Origin of the sequence: Gemmiger qucibialis (genome assembly GCF_027689445.1) — a bacterium.
In the GTDB taxonomy this organism is placed as follows: Bacteria; Bacillota; Clostridia; order Oscillospirales; family Ruminococcaceae; genus Gemmiger; species Gemmiger qucibialis.
Window position 1 is genome coordinate 252,133 of sequence record NZ_JAQFEN010000003.1, and the last position, 18,435, is coordinate 270,567.

At 47.9% G+C, this 18,435-nt stretch carries 25 protein-coding genes; 5 read left to right on the plus strand and 20 right to left on the minus strand.

The window, feature by feature from the left end; genetic code table 11:
• Positions 1 to 103 precede the first annotated feature (103 nt).
• The 20 genes from PG062_RS07700 to PG062_RS07795 all read right to left on the minus strand — a co-directional run bounded on the left by PG062_RS07700 (position 104) and on the right by PG062_RS07795 (position 13,635).
• A complete protein-coding gene (locus tag PG062_RS07700) occupies positions 104 to 1,471 on the minus strand; it encodes a relaxase/mobilization nuclease domain-containing protein (protein ID WP_199483498.1) in 1,368 nt (455 codons plus the stop codon).
• The gene (locus PG062_RS07705) at positions 1,432 to 1,761 is read right to left on the minus strand and encodes a plasmid mobilization protein (RefSeq protein WP_071699565.1); all 330 of its coding nucleotides are present in this window, start codon (positions 1,759 to 1,761) and stop codon (positions 1,432 to 1,434) included. Before PG062_RS07705 ends, PG062_RS07700 begins: the two co-directional genes overlap by 40 nt.
• Positions 1,762 to 1,996: 235 nt before the next feature.
• A complete protein-coding gene (locus tag PG062_RS07710; protein ID WP_270751827.1) occupies positions 1,997 to 2,656 on the minus strand; it encodes an SIMPL domain-containing protein in 660 nt (219 codons plus the stop codon).
• Entirely contained in the window at positions 2,656 to 3,312 is a 657-nt protein-coding gene (locus tag PG062_RS07715; RefSeq protein WP_456298753.1) for a vWA domain-containing protein, read from the minus strand. Before PG062_RS07715 ends, PG062_RS07710 begins: the two co-directional genes overlap by 1 nt.
• A gap of 101 nt (positions 3,313 to 3,413) precedes the next feature.
• Positions 3,414 to 3,836: a YolD-like family protein gene (locus PG062_RS07720; RefSeq protein WP_008396798.1), complete on the minus strand. Its 423-nt coding sequence runs from the start codon at positions 3,834 to 3,836 to the stop codon at positions 3,414 to 3,416.
• On the minus strand, positions 3,833 to 5,341 hold the full coding sequence (locus PG062_RS07725) for a Y-family DNA polymerase (protein ID WP_270751830.1): 1,509 nt from the start codon (positions 5,339 to 5,341) through the stop codon (positions 3,833 to 3,835). The genes PG062_RS07720 and PG062_RS07725 overlap by 4 nt, the downstream gene beginning before the upstream one ends.
• A gap of 25 nt (positions 5,342 to 5,366) precedes the next feature.
• Positions 5,367 to 6,413: an O-acetyl-ADP-ribose deacetylase gene (locus PG062_RS07730; protein WP_270751831.1), complete on the minus strand. Its 1,047-nt coding sequence runs from the start codon at positions 6,411 to 6,413 to the stop codon at positions 5,367 to 5,369.
• Positions 6,414 to 6,433: 20 nt separating this feature from the next.
• The gene (locus PG062_RS07735; RefSeq protein WP_110441594.1) at positions 6,434 to 6,955 is read right to left on the minus strand and encodes an SRPBCC family protein; all 522 of its coding nucleotides are present in this window, start codon (positions 6,953 to 6,955) and stop codon (positions 6,434 to 6,436) included.
• Between the two features lie 20 nt (positions 6,956 to 6,975).
• Complete coding sequence (locus tag PG062_RS07740) at positions 6,976 to 7,185, minus strand: hypothetical protein (protein ID WP_008982901.1); 210 nt, start codon at positions 7,183 to 7,185, stop codon at positions 6,976 to 6,978.
• Positions 7,186 to 7,224: 39 nt separating this feature from the next.
• On the minus strand, positions 7,225 to 7,602 hold the full coding sequence (locus PG062_RS07745; RefSeq protein ID WP_118564779.1) for a hypothetical protein: 378 nt from the start codon (positions 7,600 to 7,602) through the stop codon (positions 7,225 to 7,227).
• Between the two features lie 65 nt (positions 7,603 to 7,667).
• Complete coding sequence (locus PG062_RS07750; RefSeq protein ID WP_270751832.1) at positions 7,668 to 8,195, minus strand: hypothetical protein; 528 nt, start codon at positions 8,193 to 8,195, stop codon at positions 7,668 to 7,670.
• A 205-nt stretch (positions 8,196 to 8,400) separates the two neighbouring features.
• Complete coding sequence (locus tag PG062_RS07755) at positions 8,401 to 9,003, minus strand: alpha/beta fold hydrolase (RefSeq protein WP_005342549.1); 603 nt, start codon at positions 9,001 to 9,003, stop codon at positions 8,401 to 8,403.
• Between the two features lie 62 nt (positions 9,004 to 9,065).
• Entirely contained in the window at positions 9,066 to 9,485 is a 420-nt protein-coding gene (locus tag PG062_RS07760) for a nuclear transport factor 2 family protein (RefSeq protein ID WP_118564777.1), read from the minus strand.
• A gap of 34 nt (positions 9,486 to 9,519) precedes the next feature.
• Positions 9,520 to 9,999 (minus strand): flavodoxin, encoded by a 480-nt coding sequence (locus tag PG062_RS07765; RefSeq protein ID WP_008982904.1) that lies wholly within the window; start codon positions 9,997 to 9,999, stop codon positions 9,520 to 9,522.
• Positions 9,989 to 10,723 carry a hypothetical protein gene (locus PG062_RS07770; RefSeq protein WP_008982905.1) on the minus strand — a complete coding sequence of 245 codons (735 nt, stop codon included), beginning with the start codon at positions 10,721 to 10,723 and terminating at the stop codon, positions 9,989 to 9,991. The genes PG062_RS07765 and PG062_RS07770 overlap by 11 nt, the downstream gene beginning before the upstream one ends.
• Positions 10,724 to 10,727: 4 nt before the next feature.
• Positions 10,728 to 11,414: an AlkZ-related protein gene (locus tag PG062_RS07775; protein WP_270751835.1), complete on the minus strand. Its 687-nt coding sequence runs from the start codon at positions 11,412 to 11,414 to the stop codon at positions 10,728 to 10,730.
• Entirely contained in the window at positions 11,414 to 11,719 is a 306-nt protein-coding gene (locus PG062_RS07780) for a hypothetical protein (RefSeq protein WP_021748083.1), read from the minus strand. Before PG062_RS07780 ends, PG062_RS07775 begins: the two co-directional genes overlap by 1 nt.
• 33 nt (positions 11,720 to 11,752) lie before the next feature.
• Complete coding sequence (locus tag PG062_RS07785; RefSeq protein WP_270751837.1) at positions 11,753 to 12,577, minus strand: hypothetical protein; 825 nt, start codon at positions 12,575 to 12,577, stop codon at positions 11,753 to 11,755.
• Between the two features lie 24 nt (positions 12,578 to 12,601).
• Positions 12,602 to 13,066 carry an ImmA/IrrE family metallo-endopeptidase gene (locus PG062_RS07790; protein WP_227127608.1) on the minus strand — a complete coding sequence of 155 codons (465 nt, stop codon included), beginning with the start codon at positions 13,064 to 13,066 and terminating at the stop codon, positions 12,602 to 12,604.
• Positions 13,067 to 13,206: 140 nt separating this feature from the next.
• A complete protein-coding gene (locus tag PG062_RS07795) occupies positions 13,207 to 13,635 on the minus strand; it encodes a helix-turn-helix domain-containing protein (RefSeq protein WP_005934745.1) in 429 nt (142 codons plus the stop codon).
• 203 nt (positions 13,636 to 13,838) lie between these two features.
• On the opposite strand from PG062_RS07795, the gene PG062_RS07800 reads away from it, so the two are divergent.
• The 5 genes from PG062_RS07800 (at position 13,839) to PG062_RS07820 (ending at position 18,426) form a co-directional block, all read left to right on the plus strand.
• Positions 13,839 to 14,165 carry a hypothetical protein gene (locus PG062_RS07800; RefSeq protein WP_005934743.1) on the plus strand — a complete coding sequence of 109 codons (327 nt, stop codon included), beginning with the start codon at positions 13,839 to 13,841 and terminating at the stop codon, positions 14,163 to 14,165.
• Entirely contained in the window at positions 14,162 to 14,890 is a 729-nt protein-coding gene (locus PG062_RS07805) for an ImmA/IrrE family metallo-endopeptidase (RefSeq protein ID WP_008816141.1), read from the plus strand. The genes PG062_RS07800 and PG062_RS07805 overlap by 4 nt, the downstream gene beginning before the upstream one ends.
• A gap of 450 nt (positions 14,891 to 15,340) precedes the next feature.
• The gene (locus PG062_RS07810; RefSeq protein ID WP_270751838.1) at positions 15,341 to 15,823 is read left to right on the plus strand and encodes a hypothetical protein; all 483 of its coding nucleotides are present in this window, start codon (positions 15,341 to 15,343) and stop codon (positions 15,821 to 15,823) included.
• A gap of 511 nt (positions 15,824 to 16,334) precedes the next feature.
• Positions 16,335 to 16,577 carry a DUF6870 family protein gene (locus PG062_RS07815; protein WP_009323467.1) on the plus strand — a complete coding sequence of 81 codons (243 nt, stop codon included), beginning with the start codon at positions 16,335 to 16,337 and terminating at the stop codon, positions 16,575 to 16,577.
• Positions 16,578 to 16,791: 214 nt separating this feature from the next.
• Positions 16,792 to 18,426: a recombinase family protein gene (locus tag PG062_RS07820; RefSeq protein WP_270751839.1), complete on the plus strand. Its 1,635-nt coding sequence runs from the start codon at positions 16,792 to 16,794 to the stop codon at positions 18,424 to 18,426.
• Positions 18,427 to 18,435: the final 9 nt, after the last annotated feature.

The following is an 18,435-nucleotide window of genomic DNA, read 5'->3' on the forward strand; positions in this document are numbered from 1 at the left end:
CAATACGATGCTCCAAAAATTCAAAATATATTTCAAGTTCATGGAGCGCATTACGAAGAAGAAAGCCTGAGCCGATTTATTCATACGGCTCAGGCTTTGGTGGTTATTCCAACTCGCTACTTTTGGCTTTTTCATGCTCCTGTGAAAGCGTTGGACTGAGGAAATCATCGACATTTGCCTTCATGGTATCAATCACTTTAGCCTCTTTTTTGAGCCTTGCTCGTTCGTCGTAGAGACGCTGCTGCTCTTCCAAAAGGCGTTGCTGCTCGGCTTGCAGAGACTTCATACTTGGAAGTTTTTCACCATCTTGCATAGCAAGCAATGTACTCTTTGCTGCTTCAAAAACGACAAGCTCTGCCTCGTGCGCAGCTCGAAAACTCTGCTTGTTCTTCGTCTTTGAGTAGGCATCATAGACCGGCTTGAGCTTTTGATAGGTTGAGATATTCTTGATAAGCGGCTGCACCTTTCGGAGCTGCGCTTCAACGACTTTCAAGTCAGCGCCGGTACGCTCATAAGAACTATGGATGTCTTCGACTTTCTTTTCAAGATCGGCATATTGAAGTAGCTCGTTCTCAGTGAGGTAATTGAGCGTTCTGGCGGCTTCTTTGAGGATCTTAATCTTCATAGAATGCTCAAAGCCCTTGCTGTCGATCTGCTTAATTCTGTTTTGAATATCACTGATGAGAGAGATGTTCTTCCTACCGTTCTGCATCTGCCGTCTGCGGGCATTGCGTCCTTGAATGCGTTCCTTGATCCGGTCCTCGGTGTAGTTATCTCCGATGGTTTTTGCACGGGTGAAACGCTCTTGCCCTTCGGCACGGAAGGAGATGTATTTGCCGGTTTTGATTTCATATCCGGCGTCCTGCATCAGCTTCAAAAACTCATCGTAGTCCTTTGCTGTGATTACACAGCGATCAATGGTCTGCTTGAGTTTTTGCTTCCAACTTGTACCGCGTTTGGCTTCGGTGTATTCCTTGTAGTCCATGCCTTTTCCCTGAGAGGGAGGAATAACTGACAGCCCGTGTTCAGCACATATCTCATCACTTAGATGCCGCATCTCACGATAGGTTTTCTTATTGCTTCGGTACGCATGAAAGTCTACATAGTTGACTGCGTTGAAGATAATATGATTGTGGCAATGCCCCTTGTCGATGTGCGTTGCAATCACGTACTCATACTTTCCCTTGAGCCATTCGTCGGCAAACTGCTTACCGATTTCATGCGCTTGTTCCGGCGTGACTTCATCAATCGCAAAGGATTGGATTAGATGTCGGGCGATCACCTTCGGCATCTGCATTCCTTGTTGAGCAGCAAGATTTCTTGTCCACTCAAATTCCTTCGCTGCGGCATCGCTGGCAGCGCAACCATAGGAAGCGACATAGAGCTGGTCATCTGTTTTCTGCGGATCAAGAATGTATGCGAGAGCCTTGTTCACAGTTCCTCGGATTGGCTTGATTTTAGTAATCGCCATATCTCAGCCTGCCTTTCTTTCAGCTCTGCAACATCGTCCTCATAGAAGTGTCCTGTGGAGTTAATTCGGCGGCAAATGTGATTGATATTTGCCGCTGCACGAGATACTGCGGCGGCAAGTTTCTTCTGCTGCGTGTAGTCCACTTTGATGATGTAACCGTCAATCGCCATCTTACGAAGATACGCTCCCATGTTCTTTGTACCAAGCTGTTTCATCTTTCCTTTGATAATCCGCTTCTCGTCATCTGAAACAAAGAAGAGTATCTGATTTGGTCGTGTTCTGTTTGCCATAAGCGGTTTGTCCTTTCGTAAAGATAGAGGGTTTGGGAGACATCCCAACAAGCATTTTCGGGATTAAGGGGAGGGTTTCCTTAATCCAAAATCGCCGTGTGTATATACACCGGCTGTGCTTGCTAATCTCCCAAAATCGTATTCCCCGAAGATTCCTCCGTGAAATATCCCTTCACTTTACAACGGACACAAAAAGGGCGTTTGTTGAGTACCGGATTTCAAAAAAGTCAAAAAATCATTGGATTTCCCATGTGAAAGCCACTGTGTCTGTCACATCAATATCAACCGGCTCAATCTCAGGTGCGGCGCACTTGCTCATCGCCATGAGAGGCTGAATGCAGTCTTCAACATCGTAGCTTGTTCTGGAAAAAACATTGAGTTCGCCCCAGTTGTAGTCGATGTTGAGCAACTGCCCAAGCGTACTGCCTGATGCTTTGCAAAGAATCTCCGCCTTTGCCCTGGCGTTCTCCGTCGCATTGATCAGCAGCTCTTCGCTGACTCTTGCCGGGTTTTTCACGGTGAACGCAATGCTGAGTTCTGGTTGCGCCCCACAATCCGCAATCGCAGAAATGACCTTTGCAAGCTGCTTGCTGTCAAAGTCAAAGGCAAGTTTCAAGCGATAGCTGCAAGCATATCCGGCAAACTCTCGCTTGTAATTTCCTTGCCGATCCTTGACATTCTCGTACCTTGTCTGGACATCAAAGTTCGTGGTTTTCAGGTCTTTCTTGCGATACCCAACGCGGACTGCGGCACCTTGCAGTCTTTCGATTCTCTCGGCAGCTTCCGACATTGCGCGGTCATAGGTTTCAGATAAGACTTCAATGTTCAGGGATAGGATGATGTAATCCGGTCTTGCGGAGACATTGCCTGTCCCTTTTACGGTGATTGTTCTCATTACTTTCTCCCGTCCTTTCTGGAATTGAAGTCTTCATCAATACGTTTTTTCCAATTCGTACCCAGCGGTACGCTGCATCGGACAGCGGAAACCGCTTCGCTCAGAACTTCATAGTTGAGTTGCGTTCCCTCGCGGTCAGAGTGGTAATTGACCGCTCGATCTGCTCCAATTCCAAAATGCTTTGCCGTCTCTACTGCATCAATGTTTGCACCGAGGAAAAGAAACTCCCAGCCGTACTTTTCCTTCTGTCGTTCAATCATCTTCTTGACCTTCTCGCTGTCATAACGGCGGCTTGCATTCTCCATGCCATCCGTTGTGATGACGAACAGTGTGTGTTCAGGGACATCCTCTTTTCTTGCGTACTTATGGACATTCCCAATGTGATGAATCGCTCCGCCGATAGCATCCAGAAGCGCGGTGCAGCCGCGAACGGAATAGTCCCTGTCGGTCATCGGATCCACCTTCTGAACCGGCACACGGTCATGGATAACCTCGCTCACGTTGTCAAAGAGAACGGTAGAGATCAATGCCTCGCCATTTTCTTTTTTCTGCTTTTCAATCATGGAGTTGAATCCTCCGATGGTGTCTGTTTCCAGTCCGCTCATAGAGCCGCTGCGATCAAGGATGAATACGATCTCCGTCAAGTTCTTTCTCATGTTTTGTACCTCCGTATATAAAAATATGACTGCTTGGTGTCTCACCTTACAGTCATATTGTACTCCGGTATTCACTTCATTTGGTCGCATGGCAAGCGACATTATTCTAAGGACAAGAACAGCTCTCCGTCAATGCTTAGGATGTCATCCATCGGAATCTTCGTGCCGTCCTGCATGGTAATCAGGCGCTCAAAGTCATCAACCTTTATGACTGCGCCGGTTGCAGTTACATACGCACCGCCAGCTTTGCGCTCATCAGGTTTGAAGTAGGTTATTTCAACCTCCGGCTCTTCATCAAGGGCATCCATGAGAAGCTGATACCTCATGTTCAAAGCGGTCAAGGCTCCCTCATCAAGCTCAATCCTTTCGTCGGTCAGACGTCCGGTTTCCTTGATTGCAGAATCATAGCCGGTGAGGGCGGCAAAGGGCGCAAACTGCGCTGCACGATCTGACATCGGCATTTGTGGTCGCGTTTTGGAAACGTGGTGAGGAAGTCCCATGATCTCGTCGTATTTTCCGTTCACGCCTTATGCCCTCCAATCTGCGCATTGCGGTCTTTCGCGGTTGCACCTTCTTCAAGATTCATTGCCTTGAGGATGGCGTTCTTTCCATACTTCTTCTTGATGGCAAGCGTGGCGGCTTGTATCTTCCGCTCACGCTCCAAAGCGGCATCTTCGGCTTTCTGTTTTTCCTCTTCGGCGGCATAGTCGGTAAAGAGGTCGAGCTGGACTGCACCGTCGTTTTTCTTCGGTACATCAGCTTCCGGCAGGACATGATTTGCAACAACATACATACGGCGGACAAGCAGATTCTTATCCACGATCCGGTCGAAGAGTTCTGACACAGCACACATTATTTTGCGGGTAGATGATGTGTGACCGTCGAGGTTGATGGACCCGTGCGCCTGTTTGGGAATCTCCCGACCGTAGGGGTCTTTCTCCACCGCACCGTGATACTTTGCCCGTCGTGCCGGATCGATTAGGTTCTCGATGTCGTAGCCAACTGTGAGAACCATTTGGTCGGTGACAAGCCCCTTGTCCACCAAGTCCAGCACAAGCAAATCCGTCATTTCCCGCACAACCAACTTCGCCTTCTGCGGCTCGTAGGGACAGTGCAATACCTGACCGGAGCTGAGGCTGTTGGAGCTGGGACGGTATGCCTTGATTGCCTCAATGGTCGTAGGCTCCCAGCCCCACGCATGGTCGATGAGCAATTCTGCATTCTTCCCGAAGTGCTTGTAAAGCAAGTCTTCGTTCCGCTCTGAACAGAGGGCAACATCGCCCATCGTGAACATCCCGTTCTGCTCAAGTTTCTTGGAAATGCCTCGACCCACACGCCAGAAGTCTGTGAGGGGCTGATGCGTCCAAAGCTCGCGCCGGAACTTCATCTCATCCAGCTCTGCAATGCGGACGCCGTTTTTGTCGGCGGGGATGTGCTTCGCCACAATGTCCATTGCCACTTTGCAGAGGAAAAGATTCGTGCCGATTCCTGCGGTTGCTGTGATGCCGGTTGTTTCAAGCACATCGAGGATGATCTTCATGGCGAGATCATGGGCGGAGAGCTTGTAGGTGTTCAGGTAGTCCGTCACATCCATGAACACCTCGTCGATGGAGTAGACTACGATGTCCTCCGGCGCAATGTACTTGAGGTAGACCTGATAGATGCGGGTGCTGTATTCCATATAGTACGCCATCCGGGGCGGCGCGATGATGAAGTCAATCGCCAGAGACGGATCTGCTTGCAGCTCCGAGAAGAAGTGCGATGATCCTTCCAGTCTGCGTCCCGGTGCATCATGCTGACGTCCGGCATTTGCTTCCTTCACACGTTGCTTGACTTCAAATAGACGCCCGCGCCCGGAGATGCCGTAGCTTTTGAGGGAGGGTGTGACGGCAAGGCAGATGGTCTTGTCCGTCCGGCTTTCGTCCGCGACAACAAGATTTGTGTCCAGAGGATCTAAGCCGCGCTCCCGGCATTCCACGGAGGCGTAGAAGGATTTCAGGTCGATTGCGATATAGGTACGTTGCTTCATCTTCTAAGCCTCCTTCATCGTCAGATTATGCACCTATGAGGCTCTGGTCAAAGGCAAACATAGCCTCGTTGATCTCAAAGACGTTATAGTTCCCATGCTCCACGAAATACTCCACGATGATGTCAAACTTGTTGGAGTGGGAGAGTGCAAAGCCCGCCTTCATGAGCATATCCTTCATTTCGGAAAGTGGCAGCTCAAGGGCGATGGCAAATGCAATTACGGTGGGCTTGGAAGGCTTGTATGATTTGTCCGAGCGGATCTTCGAGAAGAGCTTCCGGTCAATATTCGCCTTCTTGTAGCACTGCGAGTCCGTCATGCCGCGCTCGTCAATCTTCCGCAGAAGCATCTCCGAAAAGCTCTCATCGATCTGTCCCAGTGCGTCATCAAGGGTTGCCGCCTTTTTAGGAGCAACTGCCGCAGAGACAGGAGGGATGAGCTGTTCGATTGCATCTTCATCGCAGACGGAGGACTCGCAGGGCATGGGTTCTTCCATCCGGAAGGCACTCATTCTGCGCAGCCGCTCGGAACGACTATCTGTATGTTCGTCCACATAGCGGTCATCTATGTATGAAGCAATGTCGGCAAACAGCTTGCCGCTGATCTGATAGGCTTTGCGGTCGAAAATGACGATGTACACCGTCATTTCGTTTTCAAGAAGGAAACTGCTGATGGTGTCAATCGCAACCTTGAGAGCTTGATCCTTCGGATAGCCAAAAATGCCGGAGGAAATCAGAGGGAACGCAACCGACTCGCATCCGTATTCCTTCGCCAGCATGAGCGATGTCCGATAGCAGGATGTCAGTAGTTCGCGCTCACCATGCCGTCCGTCATGCCAGCGCGGACCTACTGCATGAATGACATATTTGCAGGGTAGCTTATAGCCCTTCGTGATTTTTGCGCTCCCGGTTTCGCAGCCGTGGAGCGTTTCACATTCTGCCAGCAGCTCCGGTCCTGCGGCACGATGAATGCAGCCGTCCACACCGCCGCCACCCAGCAGCGACTCGTTGGCAGCGTTGACGATGGCGTCCACCTTCATTTTTGTGATGTCATTTCTGACGATTTGAAGCGGCATGATCAAGCCCTCCCATTCGGTTACTTCGCGCCGGTCAGCAGTTTGTCCAGCGGGATTCTTTCCGGGTATTTTCCTTCGGTCAGAATGTCATATAAATACCTGTTATCCAGAATCATATCATCCCGGATAAGCTGCCAGTTTGCCTTTTTCCTGAAAAACACCTTGAAGATCAGGAAATTCATGATCGCCCCAATTACCGGCGTGGTCATGCCGAAAGCCTCGGTGTGAGAGAAATGGCATCCTGTTTTGGTTCTTTTCCCTTCAAAGGTGATGAACGCCGTTTTCTTGTCGCTCCGGAATACAATGCGGAAGTGGTTCTCATCCTGTTCGCATTCCGTAATTGTGCCGGTCACATCGTAGTCCAGCCCCATGACGATCTCGCGGAAGCGGATCTTGCTTCCTGCGTTATAGTTTCCGTTATAGAGATTGCATTCGATGTGGTAGGGACTCCATTTCACAAACTCTTCCTCAAAGTTAGCAGTCCATGCCTTTAATTTTTCATAGGAAGCCGGAATCTCTATCTGCTCTGTAAGAACAATCATTGTCAGTTTCTCCTATTCTGTCAAAGCGGCATCGGTGTCCGGGCGATCAGAATGATCGCCAGAATTGCCCCTACAAATGCCGCAGCCCCTATGACAGCCAATACCTTTTTGCTGAGTTTCTTCTTCGCTGCCTTGCAGATCAGCGCGGCGCAAGCTATGCAGATAGCCGCCGCCAAAAGCGCAATGCCCAGCGTTTCCCATAGCCAAGAAAGTTCATGTAGGATTTTCATGCGTTCATCATCTCCTGTTCGTTAAACTGGAATTTGTAATTACATTCCATACATATTGGCATTTTTTACAATTACTTTATCGCCTTTTTCTAATTGTTCCTTGGAAATTCCTCGTAACCCAAGTCCAACATGCTCTGTTTTATATCCACAACCATTTGCTTTTCGTTCTTTTGTATGTACATCGACAGTAGTAATTCTGGATTCTAAGATATCTCCATTTGCTTTATAAATACACGCATTTTCCCCTTCTCTGCACATCCCTATTAATATGTTTCCTGTGGCAACTGTTCCAATCCCCATAATTGTAAATGCATCATCAATAATCAATTCAAAATTTTCTTTTAAACACGACGGAACATCTAATTTGTTCATGTATTCTTTTTCTCGTTCTTTTTTGCTTTTACCAAATAATCCCATAGTATTTCTCCTTTAAAACTTTCGATTTTTCATTCTCTGCGACTTCCCAATAAACGGGAAGTTGGTTACTTCTTGTAATTCATTTTCTTACTTAATACCCCAAACAAAGCCAATAAAAATATTCCAATTCCAAGCAATACGCCAGCCACTTTCATTAATTCATTGTTTCTATACTCTGTATCCGGAAGAATCCCATACTTGTAATAAGAATAACTAACATGGTCTGTGGTATATGCAGCTATGGAATCTCCTAAATTATATTCCGAATATACAAATCCCGGTACTTGCATTCGCTTGTGATAATCATTCACTTTTCCATTGTTGTAGTAGAAGAAATAATTCTGAGATATCGTATCAGCCGAAGCATCTTCAACCCTTTTACCTGTAATCACAATATCCTCTATATAGTAATCTTCTCCCAGTACCATCTCTTCCATTTGTGTATTAAATGCTTTAGATGTCAAAAGTATATTTATCCAGACTGTAATGAAAGCTATACTTAAAATAATGAAACAAATCCAAAACAAAATTTTCTTTTGATTTCCAGTTAATATTTCTTTTGATTCTTGGTGCTTAACCAATTTATTACTCATTCCATAATACCTCTAAAGTACTTTTTTCTTCTTCCTTCCTTTCGTCCAAGAAGTGTATCTCACTCAAAGAACTCGGTCAATTCCGATTGTTGCTTACATTGTACTTCGTCCATCTCTCTAAGGACAGTGGGATGTTGTGATGAAAGTGAGAGAGATCGCTTACCTGTCAGACAATTTATCTTACTATATTTTTTGCACAATAAATTTACTGATTTAATATCTCTGCAATCGTGTTTGGTGCATATTTATTGAGTTCATGTCCTGCATTTGGAACGATGTGCAAAGTAGCTTGGGGTAGCAATTCTTTTAGCCTTTTAGAAGCCTTTAGATTGGCAGTATCCTTTTTGCCACACAAAATTGTTACTGGACAACGAATATTATTTAATTGCAAAGTAAAATCCAATGACCGCATAGAGTGAGCCAATTTTATGGTGCTGCTTTTTGATAGTCCCATACTTTCAAAAACCTTGTTTGGCATACAACGGAAGATAAGATTTTGAAAATCTATCAGTAAACTTGGAACTTTATATTGTGCGCCAATCAAAACCAGCGAATCCACTTTTTCCTCATGTCGAATGGCAAAATCAATCGCAAGAAGCGCACCTAACGAAAGACCGCAGATACGAAGCGGCTCTTTTACTTCTGAATACCGCTGTTCTAAATCACCCAAAATCTGCGAATAGGATATTTCATCTTCTGTTGAAGAAAAAAGTTCTGGGCAATCGACATCAGAAATTGATAGTTGTTGGACTACTTCTTTCCAGTCCTGTGCAGTTTGTCCCAACCCATGTAAAAAAACAGTTTTCATTAAACGCCTCCTAAGCTCAAGATAACCATCAATGCACAAACAAACTGGAATTTATAGTCCTCTCAAAACCAATTTGCTTTTTCTTCTCGAAATACGGGAATATCACTATCTCGATATGGATTGTAATTATGAAGATTGCAACCAAACTCTTTTAATGATTTTATTTTGTTATCCTGTGTCCATACAATTAAAGATATTCCGTCAAATTCTTCAACATTTCCATTATTCATTTTGTCTTTAAAATACCACTCCACGATTGTTTGATTGCCTTGATGAAAAAATTGCTTAATCTCCCAGACAAGAACACTTCCGCGTGTATTCCATTCGTCAAACCAGTGCTTTACCGTTTTGCGGTTTTCATATTTAGGACTCCAACTCTCAGTATATACAACATCATCTGTAAAAATATTGTCAATTCCTAAATCTGCTTTCTTAATCCACATATCAAACCATAATCGGATAATTTTTTCTCTCTCGTTCATAAAGCACCTCCACAACTCCCGATTTGTCTGCCCCTTAAAGTCCAAGTCCTTCAACCCACGCCGCAAGCTCCTGATGCCCGACGCTGCTCTTGAAGACCTTGCCGTCCATCAGCTTTGCGCCTTTGCAGCTCGGCGCAAGGCGCTCGTTCGTCTTGCCAATGCCGCTTCCGCCAGAGGTTGCAAACGGGATGATCGTCTTGCCGGTCAGGTCATAGCTCTCAAGGAACGTATTGATAATCGTCGGCGCAACGTACCACCAGATCGGAAAACCCACAAAGATTGTGTCGTAGTCCTTCATGTTGTCCCGCTTCACGGCAATCTCAGGACGGGAGGCAGGATCGTTCATCTCAATCGTGCTGCGGGCTTTCTTGTCCATCCAGTTCAGATCAGCTTCCGTGTAAGGCACCTTCGGCTCAATCTCAAAGATGTCCGCGCCGATTGCCTCTGCCAGCGTCTCAGCTACCTTCGCGGTCACGCCGGACGCAGAAAAATATGCTACAAGTTTATTGCTCATTGTGTTCTTCCTCATCAATCTTTTCATTTCCTTCATTCAGCATGAAGTATAGCAGCGCTTCCAGCAATGTTGCCATATAGTGAAGCGACCAGTTTTCTTCCGGCTCTTTTGCCATCTTATCAAGTACGGCTCGAAAAGCCGTGGCACGGTCAATCCTTGTTTCCTCATCAATGCGGTCAAGTATGCCCTTCATTTTCAGAGCGAGTTCTTTTTCCTCGTCAGAAAGCTCCGGTATGCCAAGTAGCTCAGATAGTTTCTTGTCCTGCATAATAGCATCGTATTCGATGTATGACTTGTGCTCGGCTGACATCAATTCTTCAAAGTAGTTGATAAAAATATGAACGCGGATGCCACCTTCTTCCTCCGGGGAGAAGCAGACGGTTTGCGATTTTTCTGCAATTTCTTTCAAAAATGCAAGGTCTTCTGAGTCATCGAACTCCGCAAACGGAAGAAACATATTGATTTCCGCGTGCCAACGATGATAGTCCACGATTCCCTTGATATACCCGCGGTGTTGCTTGACAAACGCATCACAGCGTTCCAGAAGATACTCGTAGTTCTTCTTGTCCTCCGGTACAATGATCTTTGGTATCTTGTCCATTGCTTCGGAGTACGCTTTCAGCATACCACAATTAACTGCGCGGTCAAACACCTCATCGCACCATTTATCGTATTCGGCAGACTCGGTTTCCCGGTAATCCTTCTCAAAGATAATATCGTCCATTGCGTTACCCCTTTATGATTTTCTCAAGCTGCATTTCGGTCGCGTTAGGCAGACGTGAATGCAGATGTTTTAGGATACGTTCTTTAGATTCCTGCGGGTCTCGCTGATAGGCAGATGTGATAAGGTCGTACCCGAAAAGTTCTTCCGGCGTCGCATACTCTGCGACACCCCAGCCATAAGGTCTTCCGTATCTGTCCTGCATATAGACGAAATCCGCGATGCAGACATAGCTCTGCATTTGCAGCCGCGTGATGCACGTCTCAAAACCGGTGTTGCCGCCCTTGCGGTAGTTCAGAGCCTCTTTCAGCCGTTTGGAAAGCATCCTGCCTTCACCGGCTATGGCTTCATAAAGCTCCTTGTCCTTGTAGGACGCCAAGCCGTCATCCCAACGGGCGTCAAAGTCATAGCCGTCACGCCGGAAGTTCGCAAAGTCCGGAATCCACTCCCGACTCACAAATCCAGCCTTCTTGTTGAAAAGTTTGCCGTAAAGACATTTGCCGCTCCGCGCAGCCGGTCCTTTCCATTCCCACGGACCATCTACATCATCCGCAAACCATAACTCAGGTGGGCAAAGTTCCTCGATGGAGAAGCCGTGAATCTCGTTCCGAAAGAAGGGCAGAAAGCCGTATTGTTCGACGGCGGCAATCAAGTCATCGGCACTATGCAGTTGTCCGACATCTCGCTCTGACATTACTCTGCCTCTTCAATCACGCCATAATCAATCAGGATATTTTTCTCCGCATACTGCGGGTAAACAATACCCATCATTTCATACTGATAACGTCTCACGCGGCGATGCTCCTGAACCGGCTCCGGTGCATACGCAGCGGTTTCACAGTGCGCATATTCCGGCATTTCCGCAAGATCATCCCGAACGGCACGGATAAGCGCGTTTGCCACATCATCAATGCTTTTGCCGGTTTCCACGGCAACCAGTTCGTGCTTCCGGACTGCCTTGTCCAGATTACCGGGGGAGCGAAACAGCTTGTATTTCATATCATTGCCCGTCCTTTCTCTCTATCGGTCTATCTATTCTTCCTGAAATCTGTTCTTTAGGGACGCAATCATCGCTTGTGCGGCGATGCTCAGATACAAAACTCCAATTTCATAGATAAATTCGCGGTCGATCACGATAAAGCATTCTCTAATGTGTGTGAAAACCAGTTCCAGCAAGTCCCTGTACAGTGGATCATCAAAGGGCTTGAACCGTGCAAACTTGCTTTTGGCAGCGTCCCATGTCATGGACGCTTCGCCCTCAGCACTGGTCATCGCCTCGCAGAGAATCATGCTGACGCCCATTTTCCCGTTGCCGGTCAGGAGTTCTCCTTCGTAATAGCTGAGAAGGTCTTTCTTACGTCGGAGCGGAATCATATCACAGTTGTCATCAAGCTCAAATGCAATCAGCTCCGCAGCGAGTTCCCGCCAGACCGCATATCCGGCGTTAATGGTTCCGTCCTCTTCGCGGCTGATGGTATCGTCCATGCAGTATCGTTCATAGAAGTTATCCCCGCCAAGCTCGTTGCGGGTGCAGAAGATATGCGCCAGCTCATGCAGAAGAATGTGCTTCAACTCTGCCGGATAACGCGCAATGTCTGTCCGCAGAAGGATTCCATCAACGCCGCCTCCTTTACCGACGAAGGCAGAGGCATGAAAGTCAAAATAGCCGTCCTCTGTATAGCGGTCTTCCAGCCGATCAGGGAAATACTGCTTGCAGAACTGTTCAAAGACTCCCTGCTGATTTTCCGTCTGAAAGCAGCACAGCACAAGGTTGTCCTCGCTGAACTCCGTTCCCATGCGCTCGTTAAAGATGGAAGCGGCATAGAAAAGGGCTTCTTTATAGTCATTGTTGTTCATCTAATTACCATCCTTCATCCTCATTCACCCCTCCGGTCTGACATTTCTCAGGAAGTCAGAGTGCGGCACATACGGCAAGTTGAGCTGCCAGCCCATGCGGTTCAGCTCGTTGAGCTTGATCAGCATCAGGTTGATGTTTGTTCCCATTGCAGCCGAGAGCTGCACCACATCGTAGTCCTGCTTCATCAGGTCAATCAGCTCATCATCGTCAATGATCAGGTGTGAGGCAAACGCATTCGCCTCATATTCGTGTTTTGTGCGCATATCGAACAGCACGAACTCCGGGAGCGGTTCGTTTCCTTTGGCAAGATCACGGTGAAAGGTATCATGCCCGATCTCGTGACCGCAAACCATTTGCATGATCAGATACTCCATGTTGGAGTTCAGAAGAATATGCCGCTCTTTATGGCGGTAGGTGTACATTCCGAGCAGATCGTTCAGATTGTCAAGAAAATGGAGATGAATGCCCAGCTCACGGGCAATCTTCAAGGTATCTCTTGTTCCACAGCTTTTGACAATGCTGTTCGCCTTTTTGTATATTTCCTCGGAGCGAATTATCACGGGACCTTCACCCCTTTCATGTTGAAAACAGTCAAAGTAAATCCGTCAAGAAACCGAGACGCAGACAGTTATTCCTCTGCGTCCGTACCGGTCTTCTTGTATTTCTTCGGCGTGTATTTCTCAACATTCCGGGCTTTGGATTCCCAATATATATCCTGCAACGCCTTCATCACCGCATCCTTGTCCTGCTCAGACAGCGTACCGCCCGCAAACAAGCCGGACATCCCTTCAATCAGGTCCTTTGCCTGTTTCATGCCACGAGAGCCGTACTGCTCGGATGCCTGAACCACAAACTCTTCGTCCTCGGTCAGCAGATAGTTCACATCCACCTTGAAGTATTCCGCGATTTTTCTGTAAGCGTCCTTGGTACGGGGAAAGGAAATGCCGTTCTCGTACCGGGTAATCATACGCCTGTTGATCCCCAGTGCGTCGGCTACTTCCTGCTGGGTCAGCTTCCGCTTCTCCCGTTCAGCCTTGAATTTCTCTCCAAACGTCATTTTGGTAATCACTCCTGTTCACAAAAAGTTTGCGACATCAAATTGCGCAAGTCTATTGACAAAGGCACTTGAAGTGCGTATAATAATGACTGAGCAATCCAACTACTCATAGTATATCCTGAATTGCTCATCCTGTCAAGGGGCATGAGTAGTTGTACACGAAAAAGTTACATCTTTTGAGCAGTTCAAATGGACAGGCATTTATGCTGCCGAAGATCATCCGTACCGGCATACACCGGTATGAGGGAACAGGAGTGAGAAAAACAGAAATGGCTACACAGTACAGAAAAGCATACGTCCCGGTTACGCTGGATGTGGACAAGGAGGGGGCAATCCTCCCTCGCCTTATCTGGTGGGACAACGGTGTAATCTTTCAAATCGACCAGATTCTATACAAATGCCGCGCCACATCCAAAAAGGTTGGGGGCGGAGGCATCCGTTACACAGTTCAGATTCGCGGAAAGGAGTCATTTCTTTTCCACGAAGGAGACAAGTGGTTCGTCGAAGCAAAGGAGGACAACTGCTCATGATTTTATCCCAGCGCCAACTTGAAGAAATTGCAGCCTCAACAACAAAGGACTTCAATCGGTTCTTTTTCGGGGATGAGGCGGACAAGCCCGACCGATCAGCTTTGCCAACACCCATTGATCAGTTTGCAAAGAATTACCTCGGTCTTCGCGTATCATTCGCCCGTCTCTCGCCGGACGGAAGCATCTGCGGTGTCACTGCCTATGCCGACACTGAGTACAAGATCACGGAACTTGGTATTACGCGCACACTGGCTTTGAAGCGTAATCAGGTCATCTTGGACGAGAGCTTCATTCGATCCGGCAACGTGCAGCGGCTCTGCGCCAAGCGCAGATTTACCCTTGCCCACGAGTGCGCTCATCAGATTCTCTTCCAACTGGAATCGGAAGAGGTAAAGGCGTCCTGCGAAATGAAATATTCCGCACGGACAGCCTATACGCCGCGAGAGCTGAAAACCCGCGAGGACTGGAACGAGTGGCAAGCAAATGTCTTGGGCGCGGCGATCCTGCTTCCTCAAAAAGAGGTTGACCTGGCAATGCGTCGGTTTGCAGAAACGCCGCTGATCAATTACGAGGGGAGGTATTCGTATGGTGATCACTTAACGCTGCGCCTTTTCTGCCGGTTGTTCGGTGTCTCCAAGACAACGGCGTCTATCCGCCTTCGTCAGCTCGGCTACATGGTAGATCGTCCATTCAGTGAGTATGTTGACCCATTGGAGGTGTGGTAATGAAGAGAGCATCCATTCGGGTTCAGGAACCGACGCCGGAGCTGATCGAAAAAATCCGCAGGGCAAGAGTTGCCATTTCCCAGCAAAAGCCCCGATACCTGAAATGTCCGTATTGTCAGCATAATGCCATTGCTGTCTACGAGGACACGAGGGGTCATGTAGAATCCAAGTGCAAGAAATGCGGGCGGATCACAGTCTTTGATGTGCTGAATATGAGAAGACTGCGACCGCGTACCAAGTAAGAACCGGAGGACAAGCCTCTGTTCTAAAATAAAATATATGTCATAGCTGAGCTGTGGAGCCGCCTGATAGGTGAAGTCATCCTAATGCCGCATGAGACAGAGTTTAATTGCTCTGTTTTATCGGCATGGGATTCAAACCTCACCGTCATGCGGCTCTTTTTCTGTCTTCACCCTTCCCGCTGCTCCCGCGCAGCGGAAAGGATGAACAATGAAAATCCCTAAAACCCCTATCGCGTTCGATTACGATCTCTGGACTACGGAGGACGGCAAGTGCATGGTGCGCGTGAAACGAACCGGCGAAGTTTCCGAGGTTGACCGCAAGGTTATGAGAATCCTTCGCGCAGAGGAAAAGCGGATCAGACGCTCGTATGGCTCTGACAACACCTCTGAGGATGAGGACGGCGCAGAGAAAATTTCTGGTACCGTGCTGTCCCTTGACGCTATGCCGGAGGACGATGTGAAGTCCGCTGCATGGCTGGCAGACTCCCGCGACTGCATGGAGGAACTGATCACCGCCCTCAAAGAGAAGGAGCTTCTTTCCATTCTGACCGAGAAGCAGCGCGAATTGTATCTTGCGATGACTCGTGAAGGACTGACTCTTCGAGAGTTTGCCCGAAGGAAAGGCATCGGCATCAGAGCTGCATTTGACCTCAAAGCAGCGGTGCAGAAAAAATTTCAAAGAATTTTTTGAGCGGTACTCAACAAACGGCAAAAAGATGTCCGTTGTAAAGTGAAAGGGTCAATCAGACCACTTCACTGCTCCTTGAAAACTGAATAGTTCAGTGCTGCGGATCTTTCCGCTTCTGCGAAGCAACACAGCTTCCGACGCCAAGACCTCCCGAAAGGGAGTGAGCGACCTCCGGAGAGCTATAACAGTCGTGTGGTGCGGCTGCTTGCGACGATGCAGATGCCGGGTATAATGATACTTCCGTCTTTTCTTTGAATGGGCGGCTCGGAGCGATCCTCGGAGGGGTGAGAGTCCCATGATACCGATTGACCATTGGTAGTCCGCAGCATTCCCGGAACTGCAAAGTTCTTCTGGCAGGGGCGCGAGCTGCAAATATGCCGGACAACGAAACAAACCCAAAAGAAACTTACTATATAGTTTCAGGATGAAAACTATGTGGCAGGGTATCTTCACAAGATGCTCTGCCATATCCTTTTGTCCTGAATAGTTCTACGAAACAGGAGGTGCTTAGAATATGATGGGCATTGAAACAATGAAAAACGTCAGCCCGAAAACGGTTGACCGAAGCACACTCGTTCAGAGAAGCAGCATCCGGCTTGATCCTGCTGCACCGCAAGAAGTCAGACTGAGGGAGTTCATCAAGCAGATCAGAAATCCCTATTGTTATCTGGACGGGAAAACTGTGGTGAAGATCAGCTTCGCCGAGACGGACACGACAATGGAAGATTGTCTGGAACACTATCTGAGAGGTCTTTGATTTATGAACAGTCTGAATCTTTTCGCCCGGTTCTATGGACAAGCGATTGAGCCTGTGGTATAATTTAATCGGTCAAAAAAAGAAGAATACGGATTAAGCCGCTTGCCTTGATGGTCATGTGGTGTTTTCGTGTTCCTCTTCATAAGAGTTGAAGCAAGCCTTCGTCTTTCTGATTTGATGTACCACACCAAACAGAAAAACGGAGGTTATTTTTATGCCAGACAAGGTTTACCGCACGGCGATCTACTGCCGTCTGTCCCGTGAGGATGGAGACAAAGTAGAAAGCAACTCCATCGCCAGCCAGAGAGCCATCTGCGAGGACTATATCGCAAGACATGAGGATTTGGAGCTTGTCTGTGAGCCGTTTGTTGATGACGGTTACAGCGGCGTTTCCTTCAATCGTCCTCAGTTCAAAAAGCTGGAAGAGGCAATCCGCAAGGGTGCGCTTGACTGCATTGTGGTTAAGGATCTCAGCCGCTTCTCAAGAAACTATATCGACGGCGGACGTTACATTGAGAAGATATTCCCGCAGCTCGGCATACGCTTCATCGCAATCAATGATGCGTATGACAGTCTGACCGGTGATCCGCAGTCCGACTCCTTTGTTATCCCGTTCAAAAACTTGATTAACGATTCTTACTGCAAGGACATCTCCATGAAAATCCGAAGCAGTCTGGAAGTCAAGCAGAAGAGCGGTGAGTTCGTCGGTTCGTTCGCCCCTTACGGCTACATGAAATCGCCGGAGAACAAAAACCAGCTCATCGTGGATGAAGCGGTCAGCGAATATGTGCAGATGATCTTTTCCATGTACAAGGACGGCTTCTCCATTGGGCGCATTGCAAAGCGTCTGAACCAGATGGGCGTTCTGTCCCCAATGGAATACAAGCATTCCGCCGGTGTGAAGTTTGATACCGTCTTCAAAACCGGCGATACCGCAAAATGGACATACAAAGCCGTCCAGCGTATTCTCACCAACGAGGTTTATATCGGCGTTCTGGCGCAAGGCAAGCGCGGCACTCCCAACTACAAAGTCCGCGTTGTGAAAAGCAAGGATGAATCCGAGTGGGTCAAGGTAGAAAATGCGCATGAAGCTCTTGTGCCCTACGAGGACTTCATGGCAGTCAAGGTCATGATGCAGAGAGATATGCGCTGTTCACCCGATCAGGACGAGGCGCATCTGTTTTCCGGCTTCCTGTTCTGCGGAGACTGTCAGCAGCCAATGATCCGCAAGACCGTCCCGTCGAAGACGAAAAAGTATATCTACTACGTCTGCTCCACCAATAAGCACACCCGGACGTGCAGCCCGCACAGCATCGCCGCAAAAGAGGTTGAGGAAAAGGTCTTCCGTGCCATTCATGACCAAATTGAGCTTGTCATCAATCTGGAACACGCGCTTGCAATGATTGAGCGGCTTCCGTCTCAGAGTCGCAAGGCTTTCAATTACGAAGCCCAGATTGCCAAAATCGAGGAAGAGATTGAGCGGTATCAAAAGCTCAAGCTGGGGCTTTACGAGAACTTCATCGGCGGCGTCATCGATAAGTCGGAATACTTCGAGTTCCGCAAGAGTTACACCAAAATCATTGAGGACAAGCAGGACGCGCTTCTGCGGGTTAAAAAAGAAATGAAGCAGACGGTGACAACCGGTACGACTGAACGGAACTGGGTAACGCTTTTCAAGCAGTATGAAAACGTCGAAGAACTGAACCGCCGTGTGCTGATGTCGCTGGTTGACCGCATTCTGATTCACGAAAACCATGCAATCGAAATTGTCTTCAAGTACAAAGATGAATACCAGCAGACACTTGAATACGTTCTCGGTTATGCCGACGAACTGGATATTGCCGTATAAAGGAGGGAT

What these genes read in the sequence shown, in the direction of transcription:
- PG062_RS07700 (WP_199483498.1), bottom strand. Translation starts at nt 1,471, where the DNA reads ATGGCGATTACTAAAATCAAGCCAATCCGAGGAACTGTGAACAAGGCT.
- PG062_RS07705 (WP_071699565.1), bottom strand. Translation starts at nt 1,761, where the DNA reads ATGGCAAACAGAACACGACCAAATCAGATACTCTTCTTTGTTTCAGAT.
- PG062_RS07710 (WP_270751827.1), bottom strand. Translation starts at nt 2,656, where the DNA reads ATGAGAACAATCACCGTAAAAGGGACAGGCAATGTCTCCGCAAGACCG.
- PG062_RS07715 (WP_456298753.1), bottom strand. Translation starts at nt 3,312, where the DNA reads ATGAGAAAGAACTTGACGGAGATCGTATTCATCCTTGATCGCAGCGGC.
- PG062_RS07725 (WP_270751830.1), bottom strand. Translation starts at nt 5,341, where the DNA reads ATGAAGCAACGTACCTATATCGCAATCGACCTGAAATCCTTCTACGCC.
- PG062_RS07730 (WP_270751831.1), bottom strand. Translation starts at nt 6,413, where the DNA reads ATGCCGCTTCAAATCGTCAGAAATGACATCACAAAAATGAAGGTGGAC.
- PG062_RS07735 (WP_110441594.1), bottom strand. Translation starts at nt 6,955, where the DNA reads ATGATTGTTCTTACAGAGCAGATAGAGATTCCGGCTTCCTATGAAAAA.
- PG062_RS07740 (WP_008982901.1), bottom strand. Translation starts at nt 7,185, where the DNA reads ATGAAAATCCTACATGAACTTTCTTGGCTATGGGAAACGCTGGGCATT.
- PG062_RS07745 (WP_118564779.1), bottom strand. Translation starts at nt 7,602, where the DNA reads ATGGGATTATTTGGTAAAAGCAAAAAAGAACGAGAAAAAGAATACATG.
- PG062_RS07750 (WP_270751832.1), bottom strand. Translation starts at nt 8,195, where the DNA reads ATGAGTAATAAATTGGTTAAGCACCAAGAATCAAAAGAAATATTAACT.
- PG062_RS07755 (WP_005342549.1), bottom strand. Translation starts at nt 9,003, where the DNA reads ATGAAAACTGTTTTTTTACATGGGTTGGGACAAACTGCACAGGACTGG.
- PG062_RS07760 (WP_118564777.1), bottom strand. Translation starts at nt 9,485, where the DNA reads ATGAACGAGAGAGAAAAAATTATCCGATTATGGTTTGATATGTGGATT.
- PG062_RS07765 (WP_008982904.1), bottom strand. Translation starts at nt 9,999, where the DNA reads ATGAGCAATAAACTTGTAGCATATTTTTCTGCGTCCGGCGTGACCGCG.
- PG062_RS07770 (WP_008982905.1), bottom strand. Translation starts at nt 10,723, where the DNA reads ATGGACGATATTATCTTTGAGAAGGATTACCGGGAAACCGAGTCTGCC.
- PG062_RS07775 (WP_270751835.1), bottom strand. Translation starts at nt 11,414, where the DNA reads ATGTCAGAGCGAGATGTCGGACAACTGCATAGTGCCGATGACTTGATT.
- PG062_RS07780 (WP_021748083.1), bottom strand. Translation starts at nt 11,719, where the DNA reads ATGAAATACAAGCTGTTTCGCTCCCCCGGTAATCTGGACAAGGCAGTC.
- PG062_RS07785 (WP_270751837.1), bottom strand. Translation starts at nt 12,577, where the DNA reads ATGAACAACAATGACTATAAAGAAGCCCTTTTCTATGCCGCTTCCATC.
- PG062_RS07795 (WP_005934745.1), bottom strand. Translation starts at nt 13,635, where the DNA reads ATGACGTTTGGAGAGAAATTCAAGGCTGAACGGGAGAAGCGGAAGCTG.
- PG062_RS07800 (WP_005934743.1), top strand. Translation starts at nt 13,839, where the DNA reads ATGCTGCCGAAGATCATCCGTACCGGCATACACCGGTATGAGGGAACA.
- PG062_RS07805 (WP_008816141.1), top strand. Translation starts at nt 14,162, where the DNA reads ATGATTTTATCCCAGCGCCAACTTGAAGAAATTGCAGCCTCAACAACA.
- PG062_RS07810 (WP_270751838.1), top strand. Translation starts at nt 15,341, where the DNA reads ATGAAAATCCCTAAAACCCCTATCGCGTTCGATTACGATCTCTGGACT.
- PG062_RS07815 (WP_009323467.1), top strand. Translation starts at nt 16,335, where the DNA reads ATGATGGGCATTGAAACAATGAAAAACGTCAGCCCGAAAACGGTTGAC.
- PG062_RS07820 (WP_270751839.1), top strand. Translation starts at nt 16,792, where the DNA reads ATGCCAGACAAGGTTTACCGCACGGCGATCTACTGCCGTCTGTCCCGT.